This is a genomic window from Vibrio pacinii DSM 19139, from assembly GCF_000711795.1.
Taxonomy (GTDB): Bacteria; Pseudomonadota; Gammaproteobacteria; order Enterobacterales; family Vibrionaceae; genus Vibrio; species Vibrio pacinii.
The window spans coordinates 50,832-73,138 of the sequence record NZ_JONH01000013.1 but is presented as its reverse complement, the minus strand read 5'-3'; the positions used below and the strand labels follow the sequence as shown (position 1 = coordinate 73,138).

The 22,307-nt window shown below is 46.2% G+C and carries 19 protein-coding genes; 17 read left to right on the top strand and 2 right to left on the bottom strand.

Features of this window, described 5'->3' with window-relative positions:
- The first annotated feature begins 197 nt into the window (after window positions 1-197).
- The 11 genes from BS19_RS09525 (at window position 198) to der (ending at window position 11,642) form a co-directional block, all read left to right on the top strand.
- Window positions 198-602, top strand: coding sequence for a DUF2850 domain-containing protein (locus BS19_RS09525; RefSeq protein WP_038174923.1), 405 nt, complete (start codon window positions 198-200; stop codon window positions 600-602).
- A 69-nt stretch (window positions 603-671) separates the two neighbouring features.
- Window positions 672-1,775, top strand: a complete 1,104-nt coding sequence (mltA, locus tag BS19_RS09520) for a murein transglycosylase A (RefSeq protein ID WP_038174922.1) — start codon at window positions 672-674, stop codon at window positions 1,773-1,775.
- A gap of 77 nt (window positions 1,776-1,852) precedes the next feature.
- Entirely contained in the window at window positions 1,853-2,659 is an 807-nt protein-coding gene (gene tcdA / locus BS19_RS09515; protein ID WP_038174921.1) for a tRNA cyclic N6-threonylcarbamoyladenosine(37) synthase TcdA, read from the top strand.
- A gap of 19 nt (window positions 2,660-2,678) precedes the next feature.
- The gene (gene csdE, locus BS19_RS09510) at window positions 2,679-3,107 is read left to right on the top strand and encodes a cysteine desulfurase sulfur acceptor subunit CsdE (protein WP_038174920.1); all 429 of its coding nucleotides are present in this window, start codon (window positions 2,679-2,681) and stop codon (window positions 3,105-3,107) included.
- Window positions 3,108-3,277: 170 nt separating this feature from the next.
- The gene (rlmN, locus tag BS19_RS09505; protein ID WP_038174919.1) at window positions 3,278-4,405 is read left to right on the top strand and encodes a dual-specificity RNA methyltransferase RlmN; all 1,128 of its coding nucleotides are present in this window, start codon (window positions 3,278-3,280) and stop codon (window positions 4,403-4,405) included.
- Between the two features lie 325 nt (window positions 4,406-4,730).
- Window positions 4,731-5,702, top strand: coding sequence for a cytoskeleton protein RodZ (rodZ, locus tag BS19_RS09500; protein WP_038174918.1), 972 nt, complete (start codon window positions 4,731-4,733; stop codon window positions 5,700-5,702).
- An 8-nt stretch (window positions 5,703-5,710) separates the two neighbouring features.
- Window positions 5,711-6,829, top strand: a complete 1,119-nt coding sequence (gene ispG / locus BS19_RS09495) for a flavodoxin-dependent (E)-4-hydroxy-3-methylbut-2-enyl-diphosphate synthase (protein WP_038174916.1) — start codon at window positions 5,711-5,713, stop codon at window positions 6,827-6,829.
- A 45-nt stretch (window positions 6,830-6,874) separates the two neighbouring features.
- A complete protein-coding gene (gene hisS / locus BS19_RS09490; protein ID WP_038174914.1) occupies window positions 6,875-8,143 on the top strand; it encodes a histidine--tRNA ligase in 1,269 nt (422 codons plus the stop codon).
- 60 nt (window positions 8,144-8,203) lie between these two features.
- The gene (locus BS19_RS09485) at window positions 8,204-8,818 is read left to right on the top strand and encodes a YfgM family protein (protein ID WP_038174912.1); all 615 of its coding nucleotides are present in this window, start codon (window positions 8,204-8,206) and stop codon (window positions 8,816-8,818) included.
- Window positions 8,819-8,827: 9 nt separating this feature from the next.
- A complete protein-coding gene (bamB, locus tag BS19_RS09480) occupies window positions 8,828-9,988 on the top strand; it encodes an outer membrane protein assembly factor BamB (RefSeq protein ID WP_038174911.1) in 1,161 nt (386 codons plus the stop codon).
- 166 nt (window positions 9,989-10,154) lie between these two features.
- A complete protein-coding gene (gene der / locus BS19_RS09475) occupies window positions 10,155-11,642 on the top strand; it encodes a ribosome biogenesis GTPase Der (protein ID WP_038174909.1) in 1,488 nt (495 codons plus the stop codon).
- 80 nt (window positions 11,643-11,722) lie between these two features.
- On the opposite strand, the gene BS19_RS09470 is transcribed toward der, so the two are convergent.
- A complete protein-coding gene (locus BS19_RS09470) occupies window positions 11,723-13,129 on the bottom strand; it encodes an anion permease (RefSeq protein WP_038174908.1) in 1,407 nt (468 codons plus the stop codon).
- 270 nt (window positions 13,130-13,399) lie between these two features.
- On the opposite strand from BS19_RS09470, the gene BS19_RS09465 reads away from it, so the two are divergent.
- The 4 genes from BS19_RS09465 to BS19_RS09450 all read left to right on the top strand — a co-directional run bounded on the left by BS19_RS09465 (window position 13,400) and on the right by BS19_RS09450 (window position 17,330).
- A complete protein-coding gene (locus BS19_RS09465) occupies window positions 13,400-14,989 on the top strand; it encodes a GHKL domain-containing protein (protein WP_038174906.1) in 1,590 nt (529 codons plus the stop codon).
- Complete coding sequence (locus tag BS19_RS09460) at window positions 14,982-15,659, top strand: response regulator (RefSeq protein ID WP_038174905.1); 678 nt, start codon at window positions 14,982-14,984, stop codon at window positions 15,657-15,659. The genes BS19_RS09465 and BS19_RS09460 overlap by 8 nt, the downstream gene beginning before the upstream one ends.
- A 380-nt stretch (window positions 15,660-16,039) precedes the next feature.
- On the top strand, window positions 16,040-17,068 hold the full coding sequence (locus BS19_RS09455; protein ID WP_038174904.1) for a sensor domain-containing diguanylate cyclase: 1,029 nt from the start codon (window positions 16,040-16,042) through the stop codon (window positions 17,066-17,068).
- A gap of 37 nt (window positions 17,069-17,105) precedes the next feature.
- Window positions 17,106-17,330: a zinc ribbon domain-containing protein gene (locus BS19_RS09450; protein WP_038174902.1), complete on the top strand. Its 225-nt coding sequence runs from the start codon at window positions 17,106-17,108 to the stop codon at window positions 17,328-17,330.
- Here the strand turns inward: BS19_RS09450 and xseA are convergent.
- On the bottom strand, window positions 17,327-18,658 hold the full coding sequence (xseA, locus tag BS19_RS09445) for an exodeoxyribonuclease VII large subunit (RefSeq protein WP_038174901.1): 1,332 nt from the start codon (window positions 18,656-18,658) through the stop codon (window positions 17,327-17,329). The two genes, BS19_RS09450 and xseA, sit on opposite strands and share 4 nt — an antisense overlap.
- 232 nt (window positions 18,659-18,890) lie before the next feature.
- Between xseA and guaB the strand changes: the two genes are divergently transcribed.
- Both guaB and guaA read left to right on the top strand, forming a co-directional pair.
- Window positions 18,891-20,354, top strand: coding sequence for an IMP dehydrogenase (guaB, locus tag BS19_RS09440; RefSeq protein WP_038174900.1), 1,464 nt, complete (start codon window positions 18,891-18,893; stop codon window positions 20,352-20,354).
- 125 nt (window positions 20,355-20,479) lie between these two features.
- The gene (gene guaA / locus BS19_RS09435) at window positions 20,480-22,033 is read left to right on the top strand and encodes a glutamine-hydrolyzing GMP synthase (protein ID WP_038174898.1); all 1,554 of its coding nucleotides are present in this window, start codon (window positions 20,480-20,482) and stop codon (window positions 22,031-22,033) included.
- The last annotated feature ends 274 nt before the right edge of the window (window positions 22,034-22,307 follow it).

The following is a 22,307-nucleotide window of genomic DNA, read 5'->3' as shown; positions in this document are numbered from 1 at the left end:
ATTGAATTTATATGTGAATATACTGCAATTTTATTCTTTGTTCGGCAAGTGTTTTTCGTTATCTATAGCGCGCTGTAGTGGGGATTTAGCTGGGGACAATTTGGTGAGATAAAATCAAACTCGCGTAATCGCTCATCTTAGTTAACAATTACTCAATAAGCAGGTGAGATTCTCACAAGTTCATTGGTATCAGATAAATGAGCGCTATAAGCCGCAGTAACAAGAAAATCATTGAGCGAACCATAGTGATAGTGGCGTTGGTTTTTGCTGTTGTGGCGGTTGTTCTAGCAGACAAGTTATATGATCTCTATCTGGCAAAAGCCTACCCTAAATCGACAATCTACGGCATTTGGGTCGAGCAGAACGTTGCGGCGTATTCCACCGATAAGTTTGTGCTTAGCTCTTCAGGTGTCGCGGTCGATGGTGGCGTGGTTGACACTCACTTTGACTGGAATGGCTCGTACCTTGAATATAATGTCGGCGATAAAGTTCGCCGTTATAAAGTTCTTAACGAGCAAATGACCGAAATTCAGTTGGTCTCTGAACCGCACTATCGACCTGTTTTTCGTTTGTCAGGAAAATATCAAGATAACATCCATTAACGACTGTGTTATTGCGCTATACGCTTAAGTTTGTCATCCTCATTACATCGCTTATCAGGGATCTAATCAGTGTTTAAAAAATATCTTCCTCTCGCGGCAGCCAGCGTTTTGTTTGGCTGTGCTCAGCCGACCGATCGCGCGCAGCAATATGGTGATCAAGAATTCAACGCTATTTTGAATAAATCGTCACTTGTTGAATCAGATAAAACCCGCGATTTTACCGAGTTTCATCGTCAAGCAGAGCAGGTCGTAATCAACTCACCTTCGATGGCCAGAATCTATCAACCTCTGTATGAGCAACTTAATGAGTGGGTATTGCAAAGTGGTGAACCGACCGAGTTGGCAAACTATGGCATTCAAGCCGCGCAGTTAGGCGGGGGCGACAAACAAGGTAATGTTCTCTTCACCGGGTATTTCTCGCCTGTGATGGAGCTGCGCCACGAGCCAAACGAGACATTTAAATACCCCGTTTACGCCAAGCCTGAGTGTGAAGCGGATTGCCCAACACGTGCGCAAATTTACGATGGAGCACTGGACGGTTTGGGCTTAGAGCTCGGCTTTGCTGCCAACATGATTGACCCATTTTTGATGGAAGTGCAGGGCAGTGGATTCGTTCATTTTGAAGATGACGATACATTAGAGTACTTTGCTTATGGCGGTAAGAACAACAAAGCCTACGTCAGTATTGGCCGTGTTTTGATCGAGCGAGACTTAGTGTCACGCGAAAAAATGTCGATGAAAGCGATTAAAGATTGGGTACTAACTAACGACGAACAAACGGTGCGTGAATTGTTAGAACAAAACCCCTCGTTTGTGTTCTTTGAGCCACGTGCGGATGCCCCCGTGACGGGCTCGGCTGGTATACCTTTGTTAGCGATGGCGTCGGTCGCTGGCGATCGCACAATTTTCCCGATGGGGACTCCGATTTTGGCCGAGGTGCCGTTACTGAATCCCGATGGCACTTGGAGTGGCGCGCACCAGTTGCGCTTGTTGATCGTGTTAGATACCGGTGGCGCAGTGAAGCAGAATCACCTCGATCTCTATCATGGTATGGGACCGCGCGCTGGCACCGAAGCTGGTCACTACAAACACTTTGGTCGGGTATGGAAATTGGGCCTTGAAGGCAGTGCAACGCAAGCACCTTGGGCGTTGCCACCCGAGAAGTTACAATAGTGCTTCACAGCTAGACTTTTTAATTAAGAGTGCGTATAAATCGCACTCTTTGTTTTTGTACCAAGCGGAAAACCGATATGCGTGAATTTGATACTCCTGCTTCTGATAACTACAACCAACGTTTTGGCGGTACGCGTCGTCTCTATGGCAATAGTGAGGTAGAGATTTTACGCAGGGCACACGTTTGTGTGATTGGTATTGGTGGCGTTGGATCGTGGGCAGTAGAAGCATTAGCCCGTACTGGGGTTGGTGAACTGACGTTGATTGATATGGACGATGTGTGCGTGACCAACATTAACCGTCAGATACATGCGATGTCAGGAACCGTTGGTCAAAGCAAAATCGAAGTGATGGCAGAGCGAGTCAAATTGATCAATCCAGAGTGTCAGGTCAATTTGATTGATGACTTTATTACGCCCGATAATCAACACGAATACCTTAGCAAAGAGTATGACTACGTGCTCGACGCGATTGATAGCGTGAAAGCGAAAGCATCGCTATTGGCTTATTGCCGTAGTAATAAAATCAAAGTGATCACGACGGGTGGTGCTGGTGGACAGGTTGATCCGACGCAGATAAAAGTCGCGGATTTAACCAAGACTATTCAAGACCCTCTGGCAAAGAAAATTAAAGATACCCTGCGTCGTCACCACAACTTCCCGACCAATCCTGCGCGTAAGTTTGGCATTGACTGCGTGTTCTCAACGGAGCAGTTAAAATACCCACAACCCGATGGTAGTGTCTGTGGTGTGAAATCAACCGCAGAAGGGCCAAAACGGATGGATTGTGCCAGTGGTTTTGGCGCAGCAACGGTTGTGACGGCTACTTTCGGTTTTGTCGCTGTGTCGCGCATTGTCGAAAAACTGATTCAGAAATACCGCTAATAACGATTTGGAGTTCAAGATGTTACCATTTCCTCACTCGCCATTCGGTCACGAGATCTGCGCTGAAGAGATCACTCAAATCATGCAAGGTTTTCATGGTTGGGAAGACCGTTATCGTCAGGTTATTGTGTGGGGTAAGCAGCTGCCTCAAATGCCTGAATCGTTCAAATCAGAGCAAATTATCGTCGCTGGGTGTGAAAGTCAGGTTTGGTTAGTTAGTCAACTTATTGATGGCAAGTGGTTCTTTTGCGCCGACTCTGATGCTCGCATTGTGCGTGGCTTAATTGCTTTAGTGATGGCGGCATTCAATGGCAAAACCAGTCAACAGATCCAAGATTTTGATGTCGATGATTATTTCGACAAACTTGGCCTAATCGCGCATTTAAGCCCATCACGTGGCAACGGTCTTAAGGCTATTGTTGAGCAAATAAAGCACACTGCAGTCTAGTCTTATCAACCATCATTTTCGCTATTTTAGCGGCTAGAAAGTTTGTTTAAAAAATAACCATTGCGATATTAACGCCTTAGAAAAGACAGGGCTTTACAACGCTTGTTGTGAATGCGCAAAGGCTGTACAATTCGCGCCCTTAATTAATGTTCCGTCGCTTGAGAGGCCACATGACCACTGAAAAAATCAATCTACTCGACTTTGATCGTCAAGGTATGCGTAAGTTTTTTGCCGATGAGCTCGGCGAAAAGGCATTCCGTGCGGATCAGGTCATGAAGTGGATCTACCATTTCGGTGTGGATAACTTCGAAAACATGACCAACATTAACAAAAAGTTGCGTGAAAAACTTCTGCATCGCTGTGAGATTAAAGCACCTACGGTAGCGCAAGCTCAGCACTCTTCAGATGGCACGATTAAGTGGGCGATGAAAGTCGGCGATCAAGACGTTGAAACCGTCTATATCCCAGAAGAGGATCGTGCGACCTTGTGTGTTTCATCGCAAGTTGGCTGTGCCCTTGAATGTAAATTCTGCTCGACAGCGCAACAAGGTTTTAACCGTAACTTAAAAGTATCCGAGATCATTGGTCAGGTATGGCGCGCCGCGCGTGAAATTGGCCTAGAGAAAGAGACCGGTCGTCGTCCTATTACCAATGTGGTCATGATGGGGATGGGTGAGCCGCTACTGAACATGAAAAACTTGATTCCAGCGCTTGAAATCATGCTCGATGACTTAGGCTTTGGTTTGTCGAAACGTCGTGTTACGGTATCGACTTCTGGTGTGGTCTCAGGTCTTGACCAGATGACTGGCAAAATCGATGTAGCTTTGGCTATCTCGCTTCATGCGCCGAACGACAAACTGCGCAGTGAAATTATGCCAATCAATGACCGCTGGGATATCGAAGATTTCTTAGCCTCTGTACGTCGTTACATCGCGTCTTCAAACGCTAACCGTGGTAAGGTAACCGTCGAGTACGTTCTACTTGACCATGTCAATGATGATATGGACCATGCACGTGAATTGGCGGCGTTGATGAAAGGAACGCCGTGCAAGATTAACTTGATTCCCTTTAACCCGTATCCAGGTTCTCCGTATAAGAAGCCAAGTAACTCTCGTATTGATCGCTTCCAGAAAACCTTGATGCAATACGAACATACGGTCACAGTGCGTAAAACTCGCGGTGATGACATTGATGCGGCATGTGGGCAGTTAGTCGGAGATGTGATCGACCGCACAAAACGGACGGCGGTGTTACGTGCCTCTAAAGGCGACACTATTGAAGTTAAAGCAGTTTCATAATCTTTATCTCAATTCAGTCTAAGCCAGAGCATTGCTCTGGCTTTTTTCTTACATCTTGTAGCGATCTCTTGGTCAAAATAGTGAAAAACCTTGAGCTGACTGTAAATTATGCACTTTCACTATGTTGTTTCATCTATGATATCTATTAGAATTAAGGGTTAACGCTTTAGGGAATATTCTCTGTTATTAAGTGGAGCGTGATTTTTTGCATCGTATGAGGAATTTTCCTCGTTTTTAAAGACCTTGGTTATCGAGCAAACTACGAAGAATACATAATTAAGCGTCAGGTAAACCAAGCTTATTCAAGAAGAGATTTATATTAATCATGACAGCTGAACAACCAATTCAAGACAGCGACGAGAACGTAAAACAAGCAGACGCAGAACAAGTACAAGCGGGCACTTTGCTTAAAAACCAGCGTGAAGCGCTCGGTTTGAGTCAAAAGCAAATTGCTGATCGTCTTCGTTTACGCATTTCGATTATCCAAAATATTGAAAACAATGATTTTTCTTTTGAGCAAGTTGCGACATTTACTCGTGGTTACTTACGTTCTTATGCCAAAGCGGTCAACCTTGATGAAGCCTTGATATTGTCGGCGCTTGGCGATTGTCAAGAAACGCAACCGCAACCTCAACAAATGAAAAGCTTTTCTCGTCAAACAAAACAGGAAAAACACGATAGCCGTATCATGACTCTAACCTGGGGCATCTTTCTGGTTATTCTGGGGATATCGTCGGTCTGGTGGTGGCAAAACCAAGATATAGAGATGACAGATCTCACCACCATTAGCGAACAAGAGCAGCAGCTTGAACAGCAAGCTGATCAAGAACTCAATTTCACCACGCTTGCTGAACAAGAACCACAGCAGAGCGAACAGCCACAAACGACAATTGATGCTGAGCCAAGCCTGCTTGACGCTGATCAGCAAAACGATGAGCTATTGCCTCAGGAAACCGAAATCATCAACGAATCGGTTGAGCCTGAACCTGTCATCGAGCCTCAACCGGTAGAGGTTGTCGAGCCATCTGTGGTCGCGCCGGTCGAGCAAGCGGTTAGTGTATCTAATCGACTACAAATGACATTCAGCGACGATTGCTGGATTCAAGTTAAAGATGCCAGTGGAAAAACATTATCGACTGGCGTGAAGAAGGGTGGTCAAGCACTTAGTTTGGAAGGCGAAATGCCGTACAGCGTGATTTTAGGTGCCCCTGAAAACGTTTCAATGATTTTAGCGAGTGAACCTGTCGACCTTTCTGGGTATACTTCGGGCAAAGTCGCAAGATTCAACTTACCTTAGACATTACTATGCAACACGAATCTCCTATCAAACGTCGCCCATCGACTCGTATTTACGTGGGCGATGTGCCTATTGGTGACGGTGCACCAATAGCGGTGCAGTCAATGACAAACACCCGAACAACAGACGTTGCTGCGACTGTTGCGCAGATTAGAGCGTTGGAAAATGTCGGCGCAGACATTGTGCGTGTCTCAGTACCCACGATGGACGCGGCAGAAGCCTTTAAGCAAATTAAGCAGCAAGTCAACATTCCGCTAGTGGCCGATATCCACTTTGACTACCGTATTGCATTAAAAGTTGCTGAGTATGGCGTTGACTGCCTGCGGATCAACCCTGGCAATATTGGTAACGAAGAGCGCATTCGATCGGTTGTCGATTGTGCCCGTGATAACAACATTCCGATTCGGATTGGGGTTAACGGTGGTTCTCTGGAGAAAGACATCCAGATGAAATACGGTGAGCCAACAGCGGCAGCACTCGTTGAGTCAGCAATGCGCCATGTCGATATTCTCGATCGCCTTAACTTTGACCAGTTCAAAGTTAGCGTAAAAGCATCGGATGTATTTCTTGCGGTTGACTCATACCGCCTGCTGGCGACGAAAATTGATCAACCTCTGCACCTTGGTATTACTGAGGCGGGCGGAGCACGCGCAGGCTCGGTTAAATCTGCGGTTGGCCTTGGTATGCTACTTGCGGAAGGTATTGGCGATACATTACGTATCTCATTGGCGGCTAATCCTGTCGAAGAGATCAAAGTTGGCTTTGATATTCTCAAGTCACTGCGCATCCGCTCACGCGGGATAAACTTTATCGCGTGTCCAAGCTGTTCTCGTCAAGAGTTCGATGTAATTAGCACAGTTAATGCGCTTGAAGAGCGTTTAGAAGACATCATTACACCGATGGACGTATCTATTATTGGCTGTGTGGTTAATGGCCCTGGTGAAGCTGAAGTCTCTCACCTCGGTTTAGCGGGAAGCAATAAAAAAAGTGCGTTTTACGAAGACGGCAAACGTCAGAAAGAGCGTTTTGATAATGACGATCTTGTGACGCAGCTAGAAGCTAGAATTCGCGCCAAAGCAGCAATGATGGACGAGCAAAACCGCATCGACATTAAAGTTCAAGATTAATCTCAACCCAGATTACGGTAAGTAATTAACATTACGGTAAATATTGTGGCAAAAACAATTCAAGCAATTCGAGGCATGAACGATTGTCTCCCAACTCAATCACCACTGTGGCAAAAGCTAGAAAACACAGTAAAAAATGTGGTGAGCGCTTACGGTTATAACGAAGTGCGCATGCCAATCGTTGAGATGACTCATCTATTTAGTCGTGCGATTGGTGAAGTCACCGATGTGGTTGAGAAAGAGATGTACACTTTCGAAGACCGTAACGGTGACAGCTTAACGCTGCGCCCAGAAGGTACGGCAGGCTGTGTGCGTTCAGGGATCGAAAACGGTCTTCTGTACAACCAAGAACAGCGTCTATGGTACATGGGACCAATGTTCCGTCATGAGCGTCCGCAAAAGGGGCGTTACCGTCAATTCCATCAATGTGGTGTTGAGGTGTTTGGCCTCAATGGGCCTGACGTTGATGCAGAACTCATTATGATGACTGCGCGCTTATGGCGTGAGCTTGGCATCGACCAACATGTTCGCTTAGAGCTGAACTCTATCGGTTCACTTGACGCACGTGCTAATTATCGTACGGCGTTGATTGAATTTTTAGAACAGCATCTCGATATTCTTGATGAAGATTGTAAGCGCCGTATGCACACCAATCCACTGCGCGTTTTGGATACCAAAAACCCTGACGTTCAAGCTGTTTTAGGTGATGCTCCGCGTTTATCTGACTATCTGGACGATGACTCTAAGCAACATTTCGCGGGCTTATGTGAACTTCTTGACGCCGCAGGCATCGAATACACAGTTAACGAGCGTTTAGTGCGTGGTTTGGACTACTACAACCGTACCGTTTTTGAATGGATTACGGAAAGCTTAGGGGCTCAAGGCACCGTGTGTGGCGGCGGTCGCTATGATGGCTTAGTTGAGCAGCTTGGTGGCAAAGCGACCCCTGCGGTAGGCTTTGCGATGGGCTTAGAACGTTTGGTTCTGATGTTAGAAACGTTAGAGCTTACCGATGTACGTCGCAGTGTCGATGTTTACATGGTCACCGCGGGCGAAGGCACCATGATGGCGGGGATGAAACTGGCTGAATTATTGCGTGAACAAGTGCCGGGCCTGCGAGTCATGAACCATTTCGGCGGCGGCAACTTTAAGAAGCAGTTTAAACGCGCAGATAAAGTCGGCGCGGCGGTTGCCCTCGTGCTGGGTGAGAACGAAGTGGCTGATGGCACTGTCGTACTTAAAGACCTTATCGGTGGTAGTCAAGACACGCTCAGTCAAAGCGACGTTATTGCTAAGCTCTCAGAGCTCGTTTAATTAATTATCAAATATCTCAGTGGTGATGAAGGTCACCACTTTGGCTTAAGAGGACAGGAAGTGGAACTCTACGATACTGAAGAACAACAAGTAGAAGCGATCAAAGATTGGTGGAAAGAGAACGGCAAAGCGGTGATCTTTGGTGCCGTTATCGGTTTAGGTGGCCTATTTGGCTGGCGTTACTACCAAGATTCTGTGACAGCGGCTCAAGAAGCAGCCTCTCAAAGCTACACTAAAGTCGTTCAAACGCTCGCAGAGCAAGGTGTTGATGCTCAAGCCGATATGCAAACTTTTATCGACAGCAACAAAGAGACAGAATACGCGACTCTAGCGGCACTGCAGCTGGCTAAAGTGCAAGCTGAAGCCGGTAATCTGGATGAAGCGATTGCTCAGTTAGAGTGGGCGATCAGCTCGACTCAAGATGCTGCGCTCTCTGCGGTGATCAATTACCGTCTTGCACGTGTGAAAGCTGAACAAGGCGAGTTCGATGCTGCTGTTGCGCAACTTGCGAACATTGATGATCAAAGTTGGGCTAGCCGTGTGGCTGAGCTTAAGGGCGATATTCTGCTTCGTAAAGGCGACGCTGAAGGCGCTTATGCCGCTTATACTGAAGCGCAGCAATCTGGTGATGCAAGCCAAACCCTTCAACTGAAGTTGGATGATCTAGCCAAGTAAGGGCATTGCATGAAGAATATGCTGAAAAAAGCGCTTGCGACGGCGTTGTGTGTTGGCGCTCTCGCTGGCTGTGCAAGTGAAGAAGACATCATCATTATGTCACCGGTTCCACAGGTGAATAACGAGTTCACGCCATCAAGTCTATGGAGTGCCTCTATTGGTGGTGGTGTTGAACAATACTACTCAAAGCTCTCGGCTGAATACGCTTACGACAAAGTCTTTGTTGCTAGCCGTGATGGCTTAGTCAAAGCACTTGATCCTGACAATGGCAAGACGCTATGGGAAGTTGACGTAGAAGGTGATGTTTCTGCACGTTTATCGGGGGGTATTACCGCCGGTTACGGGCAAATATTCATCGGTAGCGAAAATGGCCGAGTGTTCGCTTTTGATCAAGAAACTGGCGAACTCAACTGGCGTGTCGATGTTGATGGTGAAGTATTAGCTGCGCCAGCAACCGACAGCAACTTTGTCATTGTGCATACCAATAAAGGTATTTTATTGGCGCTTGATCAAGTTACCGGTGAGTCAAAGTGGACCATCAGTAGCGAAGTGCCGAACCTGACTTTACGTGGCAATAGTGCGCCAGTGACAGCCTCTGGTGGTGTGTTCTGGGGAACGGGCAACGGCCGCTTGGCCGCCGCGATCGTGGAACGTGGTCAATTGATTTGGCAACAGCCAATTGGTAAACCGCAAGGCGCGACAGAAATCGATCGCTTAGTTGATGTCGATGCATCGCCGCTTATCTTGGGCAGCTCGCTGTACATCATCGGTTATAACGGTCAACTGACCTCGATTGATTTACGCTCTGGCAAACCGGCTTGGAAGCGTAACTATTCATCGGCTTCTGATTTAGCCAGTGATGCCAGTCGGTTATATTTGGTGACTGAAAAAGATCACCTGGTCGCGGTTGATGCTCGCAGTGGTACTGAACTGTGGAGCAATGAACAGCTTGAACATCGCTTGGTCACCGCTCCAGTGATTATCGATTCTTATATCGTTGTCGGTGACAGTGAAGGCTACTTATATTGGATTGATCGCGATAGCGGTGATTTTGTTTCTATGCAGCATGTTGATTCAAGTGGCTTTGCGGTTGGACCGACGGCACTTGAAGACGGTTACGTGATAGTGACTCGTGATGGCGATGTAAAGAAACTAACGATCAACGACTAATCGTGTGATACAATTCACATTCGGCTCCTCGCTGGTAACAGTTGGGAGCCGTTTGTTTGTTTTAGATACCCAAAGTTTGATGTGGTTATAGGTAAAGTGCTCATGACAGTGGATTGTGCTGAGTTATTACCTATAACTACATAAAGAAAATATTGTAGAGGTTATTATGGTACCTGTTGTTGCTCTTGTAGGGCGTCCAAACGTTGGTAAGTCAACGTTGTTTAACCGATTGACTCGTACGCGTGACGCATTGGTTGCGGATTTCCCTGGCTTAACTCGCGACCGAAAATATGGTCAGGCGAAGCTTGGTGAGCACGAGTTTATCGTGATCGATACGGGTGGTATTGATGGCACCGAAGAAGGTGTTGAAACCAAAATGGCTCAGCAGTCGCTTGCCGCGATTGATGAAGCCGATGTCGTGCTATTTATGGTCGATGGCCGTGCAGGTCTTACGCCAGCGGATATCGGGATTGCTAACCACTTACGTAAGCTTGAAAAGCCTTCGATGCTAGTGGTCAACAAAGTTGACGGTATTGATGCCGATGCTGCGTCAGCGGATTTTTGGCAACTTGGTGTCGAGCAGATGTACCAAATCGCGGCAGCACATGGTCGTGGTGTTGGTGCTCTTATTGATCGCGCGCTTAATCCATTTGCTGAGAAAATGATTGAAGAAGCAAAAGGTGAGATCGAAGACCTGACTGGTTTTGAAGACCAAGAAGAAGAGAAGCTCGATTACACAGAAGAAGAAGCGGAAGCGGAATTTCAGCGTCTGCAAGATCAGCCGATCAAGCTGGCGATTATCGGCCGTCCAAACGTCGGTAAATCAACACTAACTAACCGTATTTTGGGTGAAGAGCGTGTCGTGGTTTACGATATGCCGGGCACCACGCGTGACTCGATCTATATTCCAATGGAACGTGATGGTCGTGAATATGTGCTGATTGATACCGCAGGTGTTCGTCGCCGTAAGCGTATTAACGAAACGGTTGAAAAGTTCTCTGTAGTCAAGACACTAAAAGCCGTAGAAGACGCTAACGTTGTGCTATTGGTTATTGATGCACGCGAAAACATCTCTGATCAAGACTTAAGCTTACTTGGTTTTGCGTTGAACGCGGGTCGTTCTATCGTGATTGCGGTAAACAAGTGGGATGGTCTTGATATGGACGTCAAAGAGCATGTGAAGAAAGAGCTTGATCGCCGTCTTGGTTTTGTTGACTTTGCGCGTATCCACTTTATTTCAGCGCTACACGGTACTGGTGTTGGCCACTTGTTTGAGTCTGTGCAAGAAGCTTACAAATCCGCCACAACGCGTGTTGGTACGTCGGTATTAACGCGTATCATGAAGATGGCAACCGAAGATCACCAGCCACCATTGGTTCGTGGTCGTCGTGTTAAGTTGAAGTATGCTCACGCAGGGGGCTATAACCCACCGATCGTGGTTATCCATGGTAACCAGGTTAACGAGCTGCCAGATTCATACAAGCGCTTCTTGATGAACTACTTCCGCAAGTCTTTGGAAATTATGGGGACGCCAATTCGCATCCAGTTCCAGAGCAGCGAAAACCCGTTTGAAGGTAAATCAAACAAAATGACATTGTCTCAAGAGCGTAAACGTAAACGCTTGATGAGCATGATGAATAGTCGTAAGAAGTAATCTAACTCTGCGATTAGAATAACAACAAAAAAGCGCCGACTTCACCTCGGCGCTTTTTTTTAAGCATTAAGCCATCTCAATTACCACATCCCCAATATCTTCCACCAAGCGCCGCCAATAAAGAAAAATACCGGAATAACGATCAGCGAGAAAACAAAACCAATCTTCCACCAACTTTGCAGGTTGAGGAAACCAGCACCGAATAAAATCGGCGCGGGGCCCGAAGAGTAGTGAGTGGTTGACATATAAAGGTTACTGAAGATACCAAGCACAATCGCCGCTAGCATCGGTGGTGCACCGGCTGAAATTGCAATGGCAAGAAAGGCTGAGTACATCGCGCTGATATGCGCCATCGCGCTCGCCATTAAATAGTGACTGTAGTAATAGACTAACAATAAGATAGCCAAAGTCGACAGCCAGCCATAACCGGATAACGAGCTACCAATCATGTCACCAAACCAAGCGATAAAACCGAGTTTATTAAGCTGCGCTGCCATCATTACCAATACCGCAAACCAGGTGATGGTATGCCAAGCCTCTTTCTCTTGTAATACCGCATCCCAAGTAATCGTGCGTGTGATAAGTAGGAAAACTAAACCGAGTAGTGCGGTGACGGTCGAATGAACCCCTAAGGTTGGCCCCAGCACCCAAAGGCTTATCATGCCAATAAAAGTAATACAAACCATCCACTCATTGCGTGTCATCGCGCCCATCTCGGCCAGTTTTTGGCGTGCAATCAGCCGCATCTCAGGGGTTTTTTTCAATTCGGGTGGGAAGACAAAGTACATCACCAGTGGGATTAAGAATAGGCAGACAATGCCGGGGACGATGGCCGCCAATGCCCAGCCTGCCCAAGTAATTTCAACCCCTTGCTCTTTCGCAAAGTTAGCGGCCAGTGGGTTGCCTGCCATCGAGGTGAGGAACATGGCACAAGTAATGGCGTTACATTGGAAAATACACTGGACCAAAAACGCGCCGATTTTATTCTCGGTTCCTTTCTCTGGATCCGAGTCGTACGCATTGGCAACTGAGCGGAACAGTGGCGAGATAATCCCACCACAGCGAGCTGTCGTACTCGGTGTGGCGGGAGCAAAGAGAAGATCGGTCAAAACAAGACCGTAGGCGAGTCCGAGGGAGCTATTGCCCAACTTAGCAATAAACCAATATCCAACACGACTACCAAATCCGGTGCTAATAAAACCGCGTGAAATGAAAAACGCGGCCGCAATCATCCATATGGTTGGATGAGCGAATCCTGTTAGTGCGGTTTTAATCGGCAGCACATCAAGTAAAGTGGCGGCTGTCAGGCCGATCAATGCCATCGCACCTAGTGGTAATGGTGCAATGATCAGGCTAAGTACGGTAATGACAAACACAGTCATCATTTGCCAAGCTTGCTCAGTCAGTCCTTGTGGAATGGGGCTAAACCATAGTATTACCCCAATAATTGCGAGCATGAGTAGCCGCATGTTGCTTGAAGTTAGCATAAAACTCTCCTTTAGTTTTTTACTAACTTAGTGACTAATGTCTTTGATAAACCTGTTATAAATCAAAAACTCACTGAACATGTTAGCGCAGGGCACTACTCTTCAAACCAACGCAAATCCTCGTTGCAATAAAAGTGAGATAAGCTGCATTAAATTAATAAAATCAATAAACGTCATCAACGAGATCTTTCTCAACTTAGTGCTCATTAGCGCTGAAGTTCGATTTATAACCACGTATTCTTACTCTCAATTAAATGGATGAATAAGATCATGGCACCGCGAATATTTCCCCGTTCTTTTACCATGCACCTCACTTTACTCTTGTGTGGTGCGCTCATGCTTGGTTCGGTTGGCTGGTGGTTGGTGACAACGGAGCGCCTCAACCAAGTGCTGGCTGACCAAATTGCGTTGCGAGCCCAGGTTCAATCTCAGCAATTGGCTCTGATCCCGACTTTGTTATCAGCCGTTGAGCGTCGCAACAGTCAGGAGGTCAGTGAGATTATTACCCGCTTGCAGCAAGCAACGGATGCTGACTTTATTACCGTAAGTGATGCGCAAGGAATACGTCTTGCACATCCTGTTTCCAGTCGTATTGGTTTACCTGTGGTCGGTGGTGATATTGAGCATGCGCTAACCAGTGGAGAATCCTATTTATCACACAGTGTTGGCTCGTTAGGGCCTTCACTGCGTTACATCTCGCCTTTAATTAACGATCAAGGCGACATTATCGGCATGATTAAAGTGGGTTATCTTAAACAGTCGATCGCCGTATTCAATAATGAGACATTATCCCCGCTGATTTTATTTGCTGTTTTGAGCATGTTGGTGTCTGGTTTAGTGGCTTGGCGTTTTTCCGAATATGTACGCGACAAGATGCAACACTTAGAACCGTGGCAACTTCACCAAACGTTACAAACTAGCCAAGGTGTGTTGCAAGCGGCGCATGAAGGGTTAATGGCCGTTAACGCTCAGCAAGAGGTGTATTTATTAAATGAATCGGCTCATGCCTTATTGGGTATCGAAGCCAAAGAAGATTTACCTCAGCCACTGCAAACCTTATTCAGCGAGTCACACCACTTCTCTTTACAAGGCGAAGACTTTATCGATCGCTTAGTGCGCATCAGTGGCCGAAACTTAGTGCTAACTCGTGTGACATTGACCGCGACTCCCGACACGCAACGTGGAGCGGTGTTTAGCCTCAGAGCGCAAAAAGAGCTACAGCTATTGTCGAACAAAATTAGCCAGGTTAGCAGCTATTTAGAATCTATCCGTGTTACTCGACATGAGTATCAAAATAAACTCTCTACCGTTACTGGGCTGTTGCAATTAGGCAATGTTGAACAAGCACTCGGGGTACTCTTGACGCAAGCACAGGAGAATCAAGCCAATATGGACAGTGTCGCTCAGTTGCAGTCATTGCCGCTTATCTCCGGATTATTGCTGGCGCATTTAGGCAAAGCAGCAGAAAAAAATATTCAGGTCGATTTAAGCGAATTAAATGGTTGGCGTGACTTACCGAAAAAACTTGATGAACAAGCCTTAAGCTCATTATTAGGTAATCTAATTAGTAATAGCATAGAAGCGCTAGAGGGCATTGACCAAGCAAGGATTCGAGTCGTGATGTACCAGACAAGCTCTGAAAGAGTCCTCGCGGTGGCTAACAATGGACCGATCATCAATGTCAGTTTAGACGCACTTTGTCAGCTCGGTTTTACTACGAAAGGCGATTTTCATGAACGTGGTATTGGTATGCACCTAGTTCAGTCAATTGTTGAAGCGGCGAATGGCTATGCTGAGCTAGACAGTGATCAGGATGAAACGCTGTTTACAATCTATTTTCCGGAGGAAAGTCATGTATAACGTTTTAGTGATTGAAGATGATCCGAATATTGCCGCATTGCATCGTCAATTTATTATTCGTGACAAACGATTTCAGGTTCTCGGTACGGCTGGGCATCTTGCGCAGGCAAGGGGGCTCTTAGCACAGACAGCGTTTGATTTAGTGATTGTTGACAACTATTTACCCGATGGCTTGGGGATCAATTTTTTGCCTGAGTTAAACGCACTGGCTCACCGCCCAGAAAGCATTCTAGTGACGGCGGCAAATGATGTTGAAACCGTGCAAAAAGCGTTGCGTTATGGCGCGTTTGATTATTTAGTTAAGCCACTCGATTATCAGCGCTTAGCACACAGTTTAGACAAATATTGTTTGATCCAGCATACACTCACCCATGGTCAGAGTTTGGCTCAAGGCGAGTTGGACGCGTTGTTTCAACATGGTGACACGACACGTAAGCATAATTGTACCGATGCCTATACACTAAAGCAGATTGTCGACCAATTTAACCACGCTAATGTTGAGTTGAGTGTCAGCACCATCGCAGAACGTTTTGCTATCAGTAAAAGTACCGCTAGACGTTATTTAGATCAGGCTGTTGATAACAACACTCTTGAAGCATTCTTGGCTCACGGCAAGGTGGGGAGGCCGACAAGAATTTACCGTCGACCGAGTCATATTCATCATTGCTAGTTGATTAGACAGAGCCTAGCGAGCAATAAATTGGAAAAACACACCCATGTAATTGCAAACTTGATGAAGTTGATCTTTTTATTAAATGTTGAGTTGTGGTTTTAATTTATTAGAAATTGAAATATTGTGCTTCTTTAAATTCAAATGCAGCACATGTAACTTATGCTTTCGGTGTGTGGTTATATAAATGTTCTTTAAAGGGTAGATCGCTGATCAAGTTGGATTTAGCCGACGATCTGAGTTTGATCGTTACTCTCTCAATTTGGTGCAAACATTGTCATCTTTATCAATGATTACGTAACTGAGGTAATGATCAGCGTATGAAATGATGTTATATGCTACCGTGTATGGTAATAATAAAAAAAATTGAGTCAGTCATAATGAGTTACCTCAAGCTTCTCACCGCTCACAGAGAAGTCAATAAATTGCTCACAAAACTAGCATTAGGAATGGGTAAGGAAGAGCTCAATCGGCGGGTTGTCGATCTTTCTGAAAACTGGTTTGGTGAGCGTAGAGCGTCGATTCTTCGCCTTGATAGGCAAAGACAACAGCTCTATGTCGAATACGCGCCGAGTTTACCCGATTTTTATAATCAAGCGGTGGAAGGTGTCGCAATAGGACCCACTGTTGGATCATGCGGCGCGGCCGCCTATTCAAAGACAATTGTGGTGGTTGAAGATATCAATCAACACCCTAACTGGAACTTTTTTAGCGCTATCACCCAACAAGCAAATTTACATGCCTGTTGGTCTGTTCCGATTCTTTCCAGTACAGATGCGGCAATGGGGACGTTTGCCATTTACAGTCATGAGCCTTCATCTCCTCAGCCATATGAGTTAGAAGTTTTGCAAATGCTTGCGTCACTATATGCGGTGGCATGGGAAAAGTATGAATTAGAAGATCAACTCCATTACCACGCTCGCTATGACTCTTTAACCGGCTGTTTAAATCGTCGCGCTTTGTTGCAACAAGCCAGCGACTGTTTAAATACCGATTTAGACTACGTGGCGTGTTTTTTTGCCGATATCGACAGATTTAAACAAATCAATGACCGCTATGGGCATGAGGTTGGAGACCGTGTTCTAGCGCAAGTGGGAGGAGTGTTCAATCAAACTTTTGATGGCTTGAGCTTGAATGGTCGTTATGGCGGCGATGAATTTGTCGCTTTTGCTTTTTCTGACGACAAGAAAACCTTTAGCCGTTTAGAAAAGCAATTTACCCAATCACTCCAAGATTTGGTGCTGGTTGAAGGGCTAGAAGTGCATGTCAGTATCGGTAAGTCAGTGTGTGAAGTGGGCCGTTTGGTATCATTGCAGCAACTGATACAACAAGCAGATAAAAAGATGTATCAAATAAAACACGCCAATAGATGTGATCCTGATCAAGACACTTACAGCGTTAGCCGTTAAATTAAGTGACAACAGAAGTATTTAATTGAGAGCTACTATGAACGAAAACGACTGCCCAAGTTGCAATCAGGCGCTTGAATGGACAGGGCAATATCATTGTACTGCTTGTCAAAGTGATTATAAGAAAGTCGGTTTTTGTCCCGACTGCAATGCTGAGCTAGAGAAGCTTCAAGCGTGTGGCGCCGCCAACTATTTTTGCAATAGTTGTAATGAACTTAAATCTAAATCTCGGGTGAAGTTTGAGTTTCAGCTTTTAGACTAATTAACCGTCGAGCGGATTTCGCCATCAGATAAGCGGGTGACCAAAGTGTCGCCCGTTTTGGTTTGTGACACTTGGCTAATGACTTGACCGGATTGGTTTTGCGTAATCGAATAACCGCGCTTTAATGTTGCAAGTGGGCTAACGGTATCAAGTTTCTCAGCCGCCAATGCCAGTTGATGACGCGTGTTGAGCAATTTTCTATCTATAGCATCCAGCAGTTTTTGCTCTAGTCTTTGCAAACTCGCTTGTTGGGCCGCTAAGCGTTTTACTGGAGAATAAAGGGCAATTTTGTGCTGTTGGCGCTCAATTTTGTGTTGATGAGAACTCAGTAACTGAGTTATTGCACGCTGTAAACGCGCATTTAATTCATCTAACTGTTGGCTCTGACGTTGCAGTTGATTATTCGGGTGTTGGCGATCTAAGCGATGCAGTAACGAGGTGGTTTGCTGCTTTTGCTCACTCAGATAGTGGCGCATCGCACTGATGAGCTTATGTTGGCGAGCGTTGAACGCTTGATCTTTATGACTGTTGTCACGACTGACTAACTCGGCGGCTGCAGAGGGTGTAGGCGCGCGCATATCAGCAACGAAGTCAGCGATGGTTACATCCACTTCATGGCCCACGGCACTAATAATCGGGATCTGGCTGGCTGCAATGGTCCGAGCTAACACTTCATTGTTAAAACACCACAAGTCTTCTAACGAACCACCACCGCGACCAACAATCAATACATCACACTCGTTACGACTGTTCGCTCGGCCAATCGCTTGGGCTATTTGGATTGCCGCCTCTTCGCCTTGAACCATGGTTGGATAAATCACTACAGGCAGCGATGGATCGCGCCGTTTCAACACATCAAGAATATCAAACAGCGCCGCGCCAGTTTTTGAAGTAATGATGCCGACGGTCTGCGGATGTTCTGGTAGCGGCCGTTTACTTGTTTGAGCAAACAGCCCTTCAGCGGCCAGTTTCATCTTGAGTTCTTCGAACTGCTGTTGCAGTCTGCCGTCTCCTTCAGGCTGCATACTGTCAATGATCAACTGATAGTCACCACGAGGCTCATACAATGAGAGGCGGGCTTTAACTAGCACTTGATTGCCGTTTTGAGGCTTGAAGGTAACACGACGATTGTTGCCACGGAACATGGCACATTTGACTTGAGCACGTGAGTCTTTCAGCGTCAGATACCAGTGCCCTGAAACGGGGGCTGAGAAGTTTGAGATCTCACCCACTAACCAAACAATCCCCATTTCGTTTTCAAGGAGTAAACGCACTTCGGCATTGAGACGAGAAACAGTGAAGATATTTTGATTGGTCAGAGAAGACACAGCTAATCTCTTGGGCGTGATTATGGAAATTAGCGGCAATATAATACATAGCAAGGGGGTAAATGCAAATTAAAAATATAAAAATGTGTAGCCAAGCGATTGCTCAGGCCGTATAATCCGTCCGCAATATCTAATCCAAATGCAGCTGAGTTTCCCAAGCTTACTGCCCTCATTATGCGAAACGATGAGACCGGATTATTCTTTTTACTCCTCTAATTGTGAGATATTGCAAATGCTAAGAATTGCCAAAGAAGCGCTGACATTCGACGACGTACTGCTTGTGCCAGCACACTCCACCGTTCTCCCAAACACAGCTGATCTTCGCACTCAGTTGACGAAAAATATCACTTTAAATATTCCAATGGTTTCTGCATCTATGGATACCGTGACGGAAGCTCGTCTCGCTATCGCTCTTGCGCAGGAAGGCGGCATTGGTTTTATTCATAAAAACATGTCTATCGAGCAGCAGGCTCAAATGGTTCACCAAGTTAAGATTTATGAAGCGGGTGTGGTTTCTCACCCAGTAACCATAAATCCTGATGCCACTATCGCTGATGTTATCGCTCTAACTGAAAAGCACGGTTTTGCCGGTTTCCCTGTCGTCACTGATACTAACGAGCTGGTTGGTATTATCACCGGCCGTGATGTTCGCTTTGTCACTGATCTTTCTAAGAAAGTTGATGTTGTAATGACGCCAAAAGAGCGTCTTGCCGCCGTGAAAGAAGGGGCTACTCGTGAAGAAGTTCAAGAGAAAATGCACAAAGCGCGCGTAGAGAAAGTATTGGTAGTGAACGATGAGTTCCAACTGACCGGTATGATCACAGCGAAAGACTTCCACAAAGCAGAAAGTAAACCAAACGCTTGTAAAGATGAGCGTGGCAGCTTGCGCGTCGGTGCCGCCGTTGGTGCAGGTGCCGGAAACGAAGAGCGTGTTGCGGCTTTGGTTGAAGCGGGTGTTGACGTACTGCTGATTGACTCTTCACATGGTCATTCTGAAGGGGTACTAAACCGCATTCGTGAAACTCGTGCCGCTTACCCAGATCTCGACATCATCGGTGGTAACGTTGCAACTGGCGCAGGCGCTAAAGCGCTTATCGATGCTGGTGTTAGCGCAGTCAAAGTGGGTATCGGCCCTGGTTCTATTTGTACTACTCGTATTGTAACTGGTGTTGGCGTTCCTCAAGTTACGGCTATCGCCGATGCGGCTGAAGTGGCCAATCAACACGGCATCCCAGTGATTGCTGATGGTGGTATCCGTTTCTCAGGTGATATCTGTAAAGCGATTGTCGCTGGCGCATCATGCGTTATGGTCGGTTCGATGTTTGCTGGTACTGAAGAAGCGCCGGGCGAAGTCATTCTATATAACGGTCGTTCATACAAGTCTTACCGTGGTATGGGCTCACTAGGTGCAATGTCTCAAGGTTCATCTGATCGTTACTTCCAGTCTGACAATGCTGCAGACAAACTTGTTCCTGAAGGCATCGAAGGCCGTATCGCTTACAAAGGTCGCCTAAAAGAGATCGTGCATCAACAAATGGGTGGTCTTCGTTCAAGTATGGGCCTTACAGGTTCACCAACGATCGAAGAAATGCGCACTAAAGCTGAATTTGTCCGCATCTCTGGTGCTGGTATGAAAGAGTCTCACGTACACGACGTCCAAATCACTAAGGAAGCGCCAAACTACCGTTTGGGTTAATCAGCGTTGACGAGTTTTTGCTATGCAATAACTTTACGTAAACGTTTGCTTTTCCTTGAAGCATTAAGAAGAGGCGAGTAAACTCGCCTCCGTTTTAATCACTTAGCCTAAAAAGACTGCTCAAAATGACTAAAAATATTCATGACCAACGTATTCTGATTTTGGACTTCGGTTCTCAGTACACTCAATTAGTAGCGCGCCGCGTACGTGAAATCGGCGTTTACTGTGAACTTTGGAGCTGGGATGTTGAAGAAGCGGATATTCGTGAATTCAATCCTGACGGCATCATCCTTTCTGGTGGCCCTGAAAGCGTAACAGAACACAACTCTCCACGTGCACCTCAATATGTTTTTGATTCAGGTGTTCCTGTACTGGGTGTGTGTTACGGCATGCAAACCATGGCAGAGCAGCTCGGTGGTAAAGTTGCGGGCTCTAACGAACGTGAGTTCGGCTACGCTCAAGTTAAAGTGTCAGGTGAATCTGCATTATTTAAAGATCTTGAAGCGACTCAAGATGTTTGGATGAGCCACGGCGACAAAGTGGTCGAAATTCCAGCCGATTTCGTCAAAGTAGCCCAGACAGACACCTGTCCTTACGCTGCAATGGCCAATGAAGAGAAGAAATACTACGGCGTACAGTTCCACCCAGAAGTAACTCATACTAAGCAAGGTCTGCAGATGCTAGAGAACTTTGTTCTTGGTGTGTGTGGCTGTGAGCGCCTATGGACTTCTGAATCAATCATCGAAGATGCGGTTGCTCGTATTAAAGAGCAAGTGGGTGATGATGAAGTCATTCTAGGTCTGTCTGGTGGTGTTGACTCATCTGTCGTTGCAATGCTCGTTCACCGTGCTATCGGCGATAAGCTGACTTGTGTCTTTGTTGATAACGGCTTACTTCGTCTCAACGAAGGTGAGCAAGTTATGGATATGTTTGGTGACAAGTTTGGCTTGAAGATTATTAAAATTGATGCCGAAGATCGTTTCCTTGATGCGCTAGAAGGCCAATCGGATCCAGAACAGAAACGTAAGACTATCGGTCACGTTTTTGTTGATGTCTTCGATGAAGAGTCGAAGAAACTGAAGAATGCGAAATGGCTAGCTCAGGGAACCATCTACCCAGACGTTATTGAATCTGCTGCCTCTAAAACAGGTAAAGCGCACGTGATCAAATCACACCATAATGTCGGCGGCCTGCCTGATGATATGGATATGGGGCTGGTTGAGCCGCTGCGTGAGCTGTTCAAAGATGAAGTGCGTAAGATTGGTCTCGAGCTTGGCCTGCCATACAATATGCTTTATCGCCATCCGTTCCCAGGTCCAGGCCTTGGTGTTCGTGTTCTAGGTGAGGTGAAGAAAGAGTACTGTGACTTGTTACGTCGCGCTGATGCTATCTTTATTGAAGAGCTACACGCTGCAGACCTATACAACAAAGTCTCTCAAGCGTTCACGGTATTCCTACCCGTTCGCTCTGTGGGTGTGATGGGCGATGGCCGTAAGTACGATTGGGTTGTATCACTGCGTGCAGTTGAAACCATCGACTTTATGACCGCGCATTGGGCACACCTGCCATATGACTTCTTAGGTAAGGTATCTAACCGCATTATCAACGAAGTTGAAGGTATTTCCCGTGTCGTTTACGACATTTCAGGTAAACCGCCAGCGACGATCGAGTGGGAATAATCACTCTCGATTGACCATGAAACGTTAACAAAAACTAGCTCTCGGGCTAGTTTTTTTGTTTTGTTATCGCCGAGTTTAACCACATTACTGTACGCTGATGACTCTGTGAGTCGACAACCCATAGGCAGTGAAAACGTTTGTTTAAATTGATTTTTTGAATCGATTAGACAGTTTTAGTTAACGCAGAGTGACGGCTTTTGTTGTAATTGAACACTGCCTCGCAACTTGACTTTGGTGACAGAGACTTCACGTGCAGCAAGGCTCGGACTTTTCT

Bases quoted from the DNA above. Each gene is read 5' to 3' on its own strand.
- BS19_RS09525 (WP_038174923.1), top strand. From the start codon at position 198: ATGAGCGCTATAAGCCGCAGTAACAAGAAAATCATTGAGCGAACCATA.
- tcdA (WP_038174921.1), top strand. From the start codon at position 1,853: ATGCGTGAATTTGATACTCCTGCTTCTGATAACTACAACCAACGTTTT.
- csdE (WP_038174920.1), top strand. From the start codon at position 2,679: ATGTTACCATTTCCTCACTCGCCATTCGGTCACGAGATCTGCGCTGAA.
- rlmN (WP_038174919.1), top strand. From the start codon at position 3,278: ATGACCACTGAAAAAATCAATCTACTCGACTTTGATCGTCAAGGTATG.
- rodZ (WP_038174918.1), top strand. From the start codon at position 4,731: ATGACAGCTGAACAACCAATTCAAGACAGCGACGAGAACGTAAAACAA.
- ispG (WP_038174916.1), top strand. From the start codon at position 5,711: ATGCAACACGAATCTCCTATCAAACGTCGCCCATCGACTCGTATTTAC.
- bamB (WP_038174911.1), top strand. From the start codon at position 8,828: ATGAAGAATATGCTGAAAAAAGCGCTTGCGACGGCGTTGTGTGTTGGC.
- der (WP_038174909.1), top strand. From the start codon at position 10,155: ATGGTACCTGTTGTTGCTCTTGTAGGGCGTCCAAACGTTGGTAAGTCA.
- BS19_RS09470 (WP_038174908.1), bottom strand. From the start codon at position 13,129: ATGCTAACTTCAAGCAACATGCGGCTACTCATGCTCGCAATTATTGGG.
- BS19_RS09465 (WP_038174906.1), top strand. From the start codon at position 13,400: ATGGCACCGCGAATATTTCCCCGTTCTTTTACCATGCACCTCACTTTA.
- BS19_RS09460 (WP_038174905.1), top strand. From the start codon at position 14,982: ATGTATAACGTTTTAGTGATTGAAGATGATCCGAATATTGCCGCATTG.
- BS19_RS09455 (WP_038174904.1), top strand. From the start codon at position 16,040: ATGAGTTACCTCAAGCTTCTCACCGCTCACAGAGAAGTCAATAAATTG.
- BS19_RS09450 (WP_038174902.1), top strand. From the start codon at position 17,106: ATGAACGAAAACGACTGCCCAAGTTGCAATCAGGCGCTTGAATGGACA.
- guaB (WP_038174900.1), top strand. From the start codon at position 18,891: ATGCTAAGAATTGCCAAAGAAGCGCTGACATTCGACGACGTACTGCTT.
- guaA (WP_038174898.1), top strand. From the start codon at position 20,480: ATGACTAAAAATATTCATGACCAACGTATTCTGATTTTGGACTTCGGT.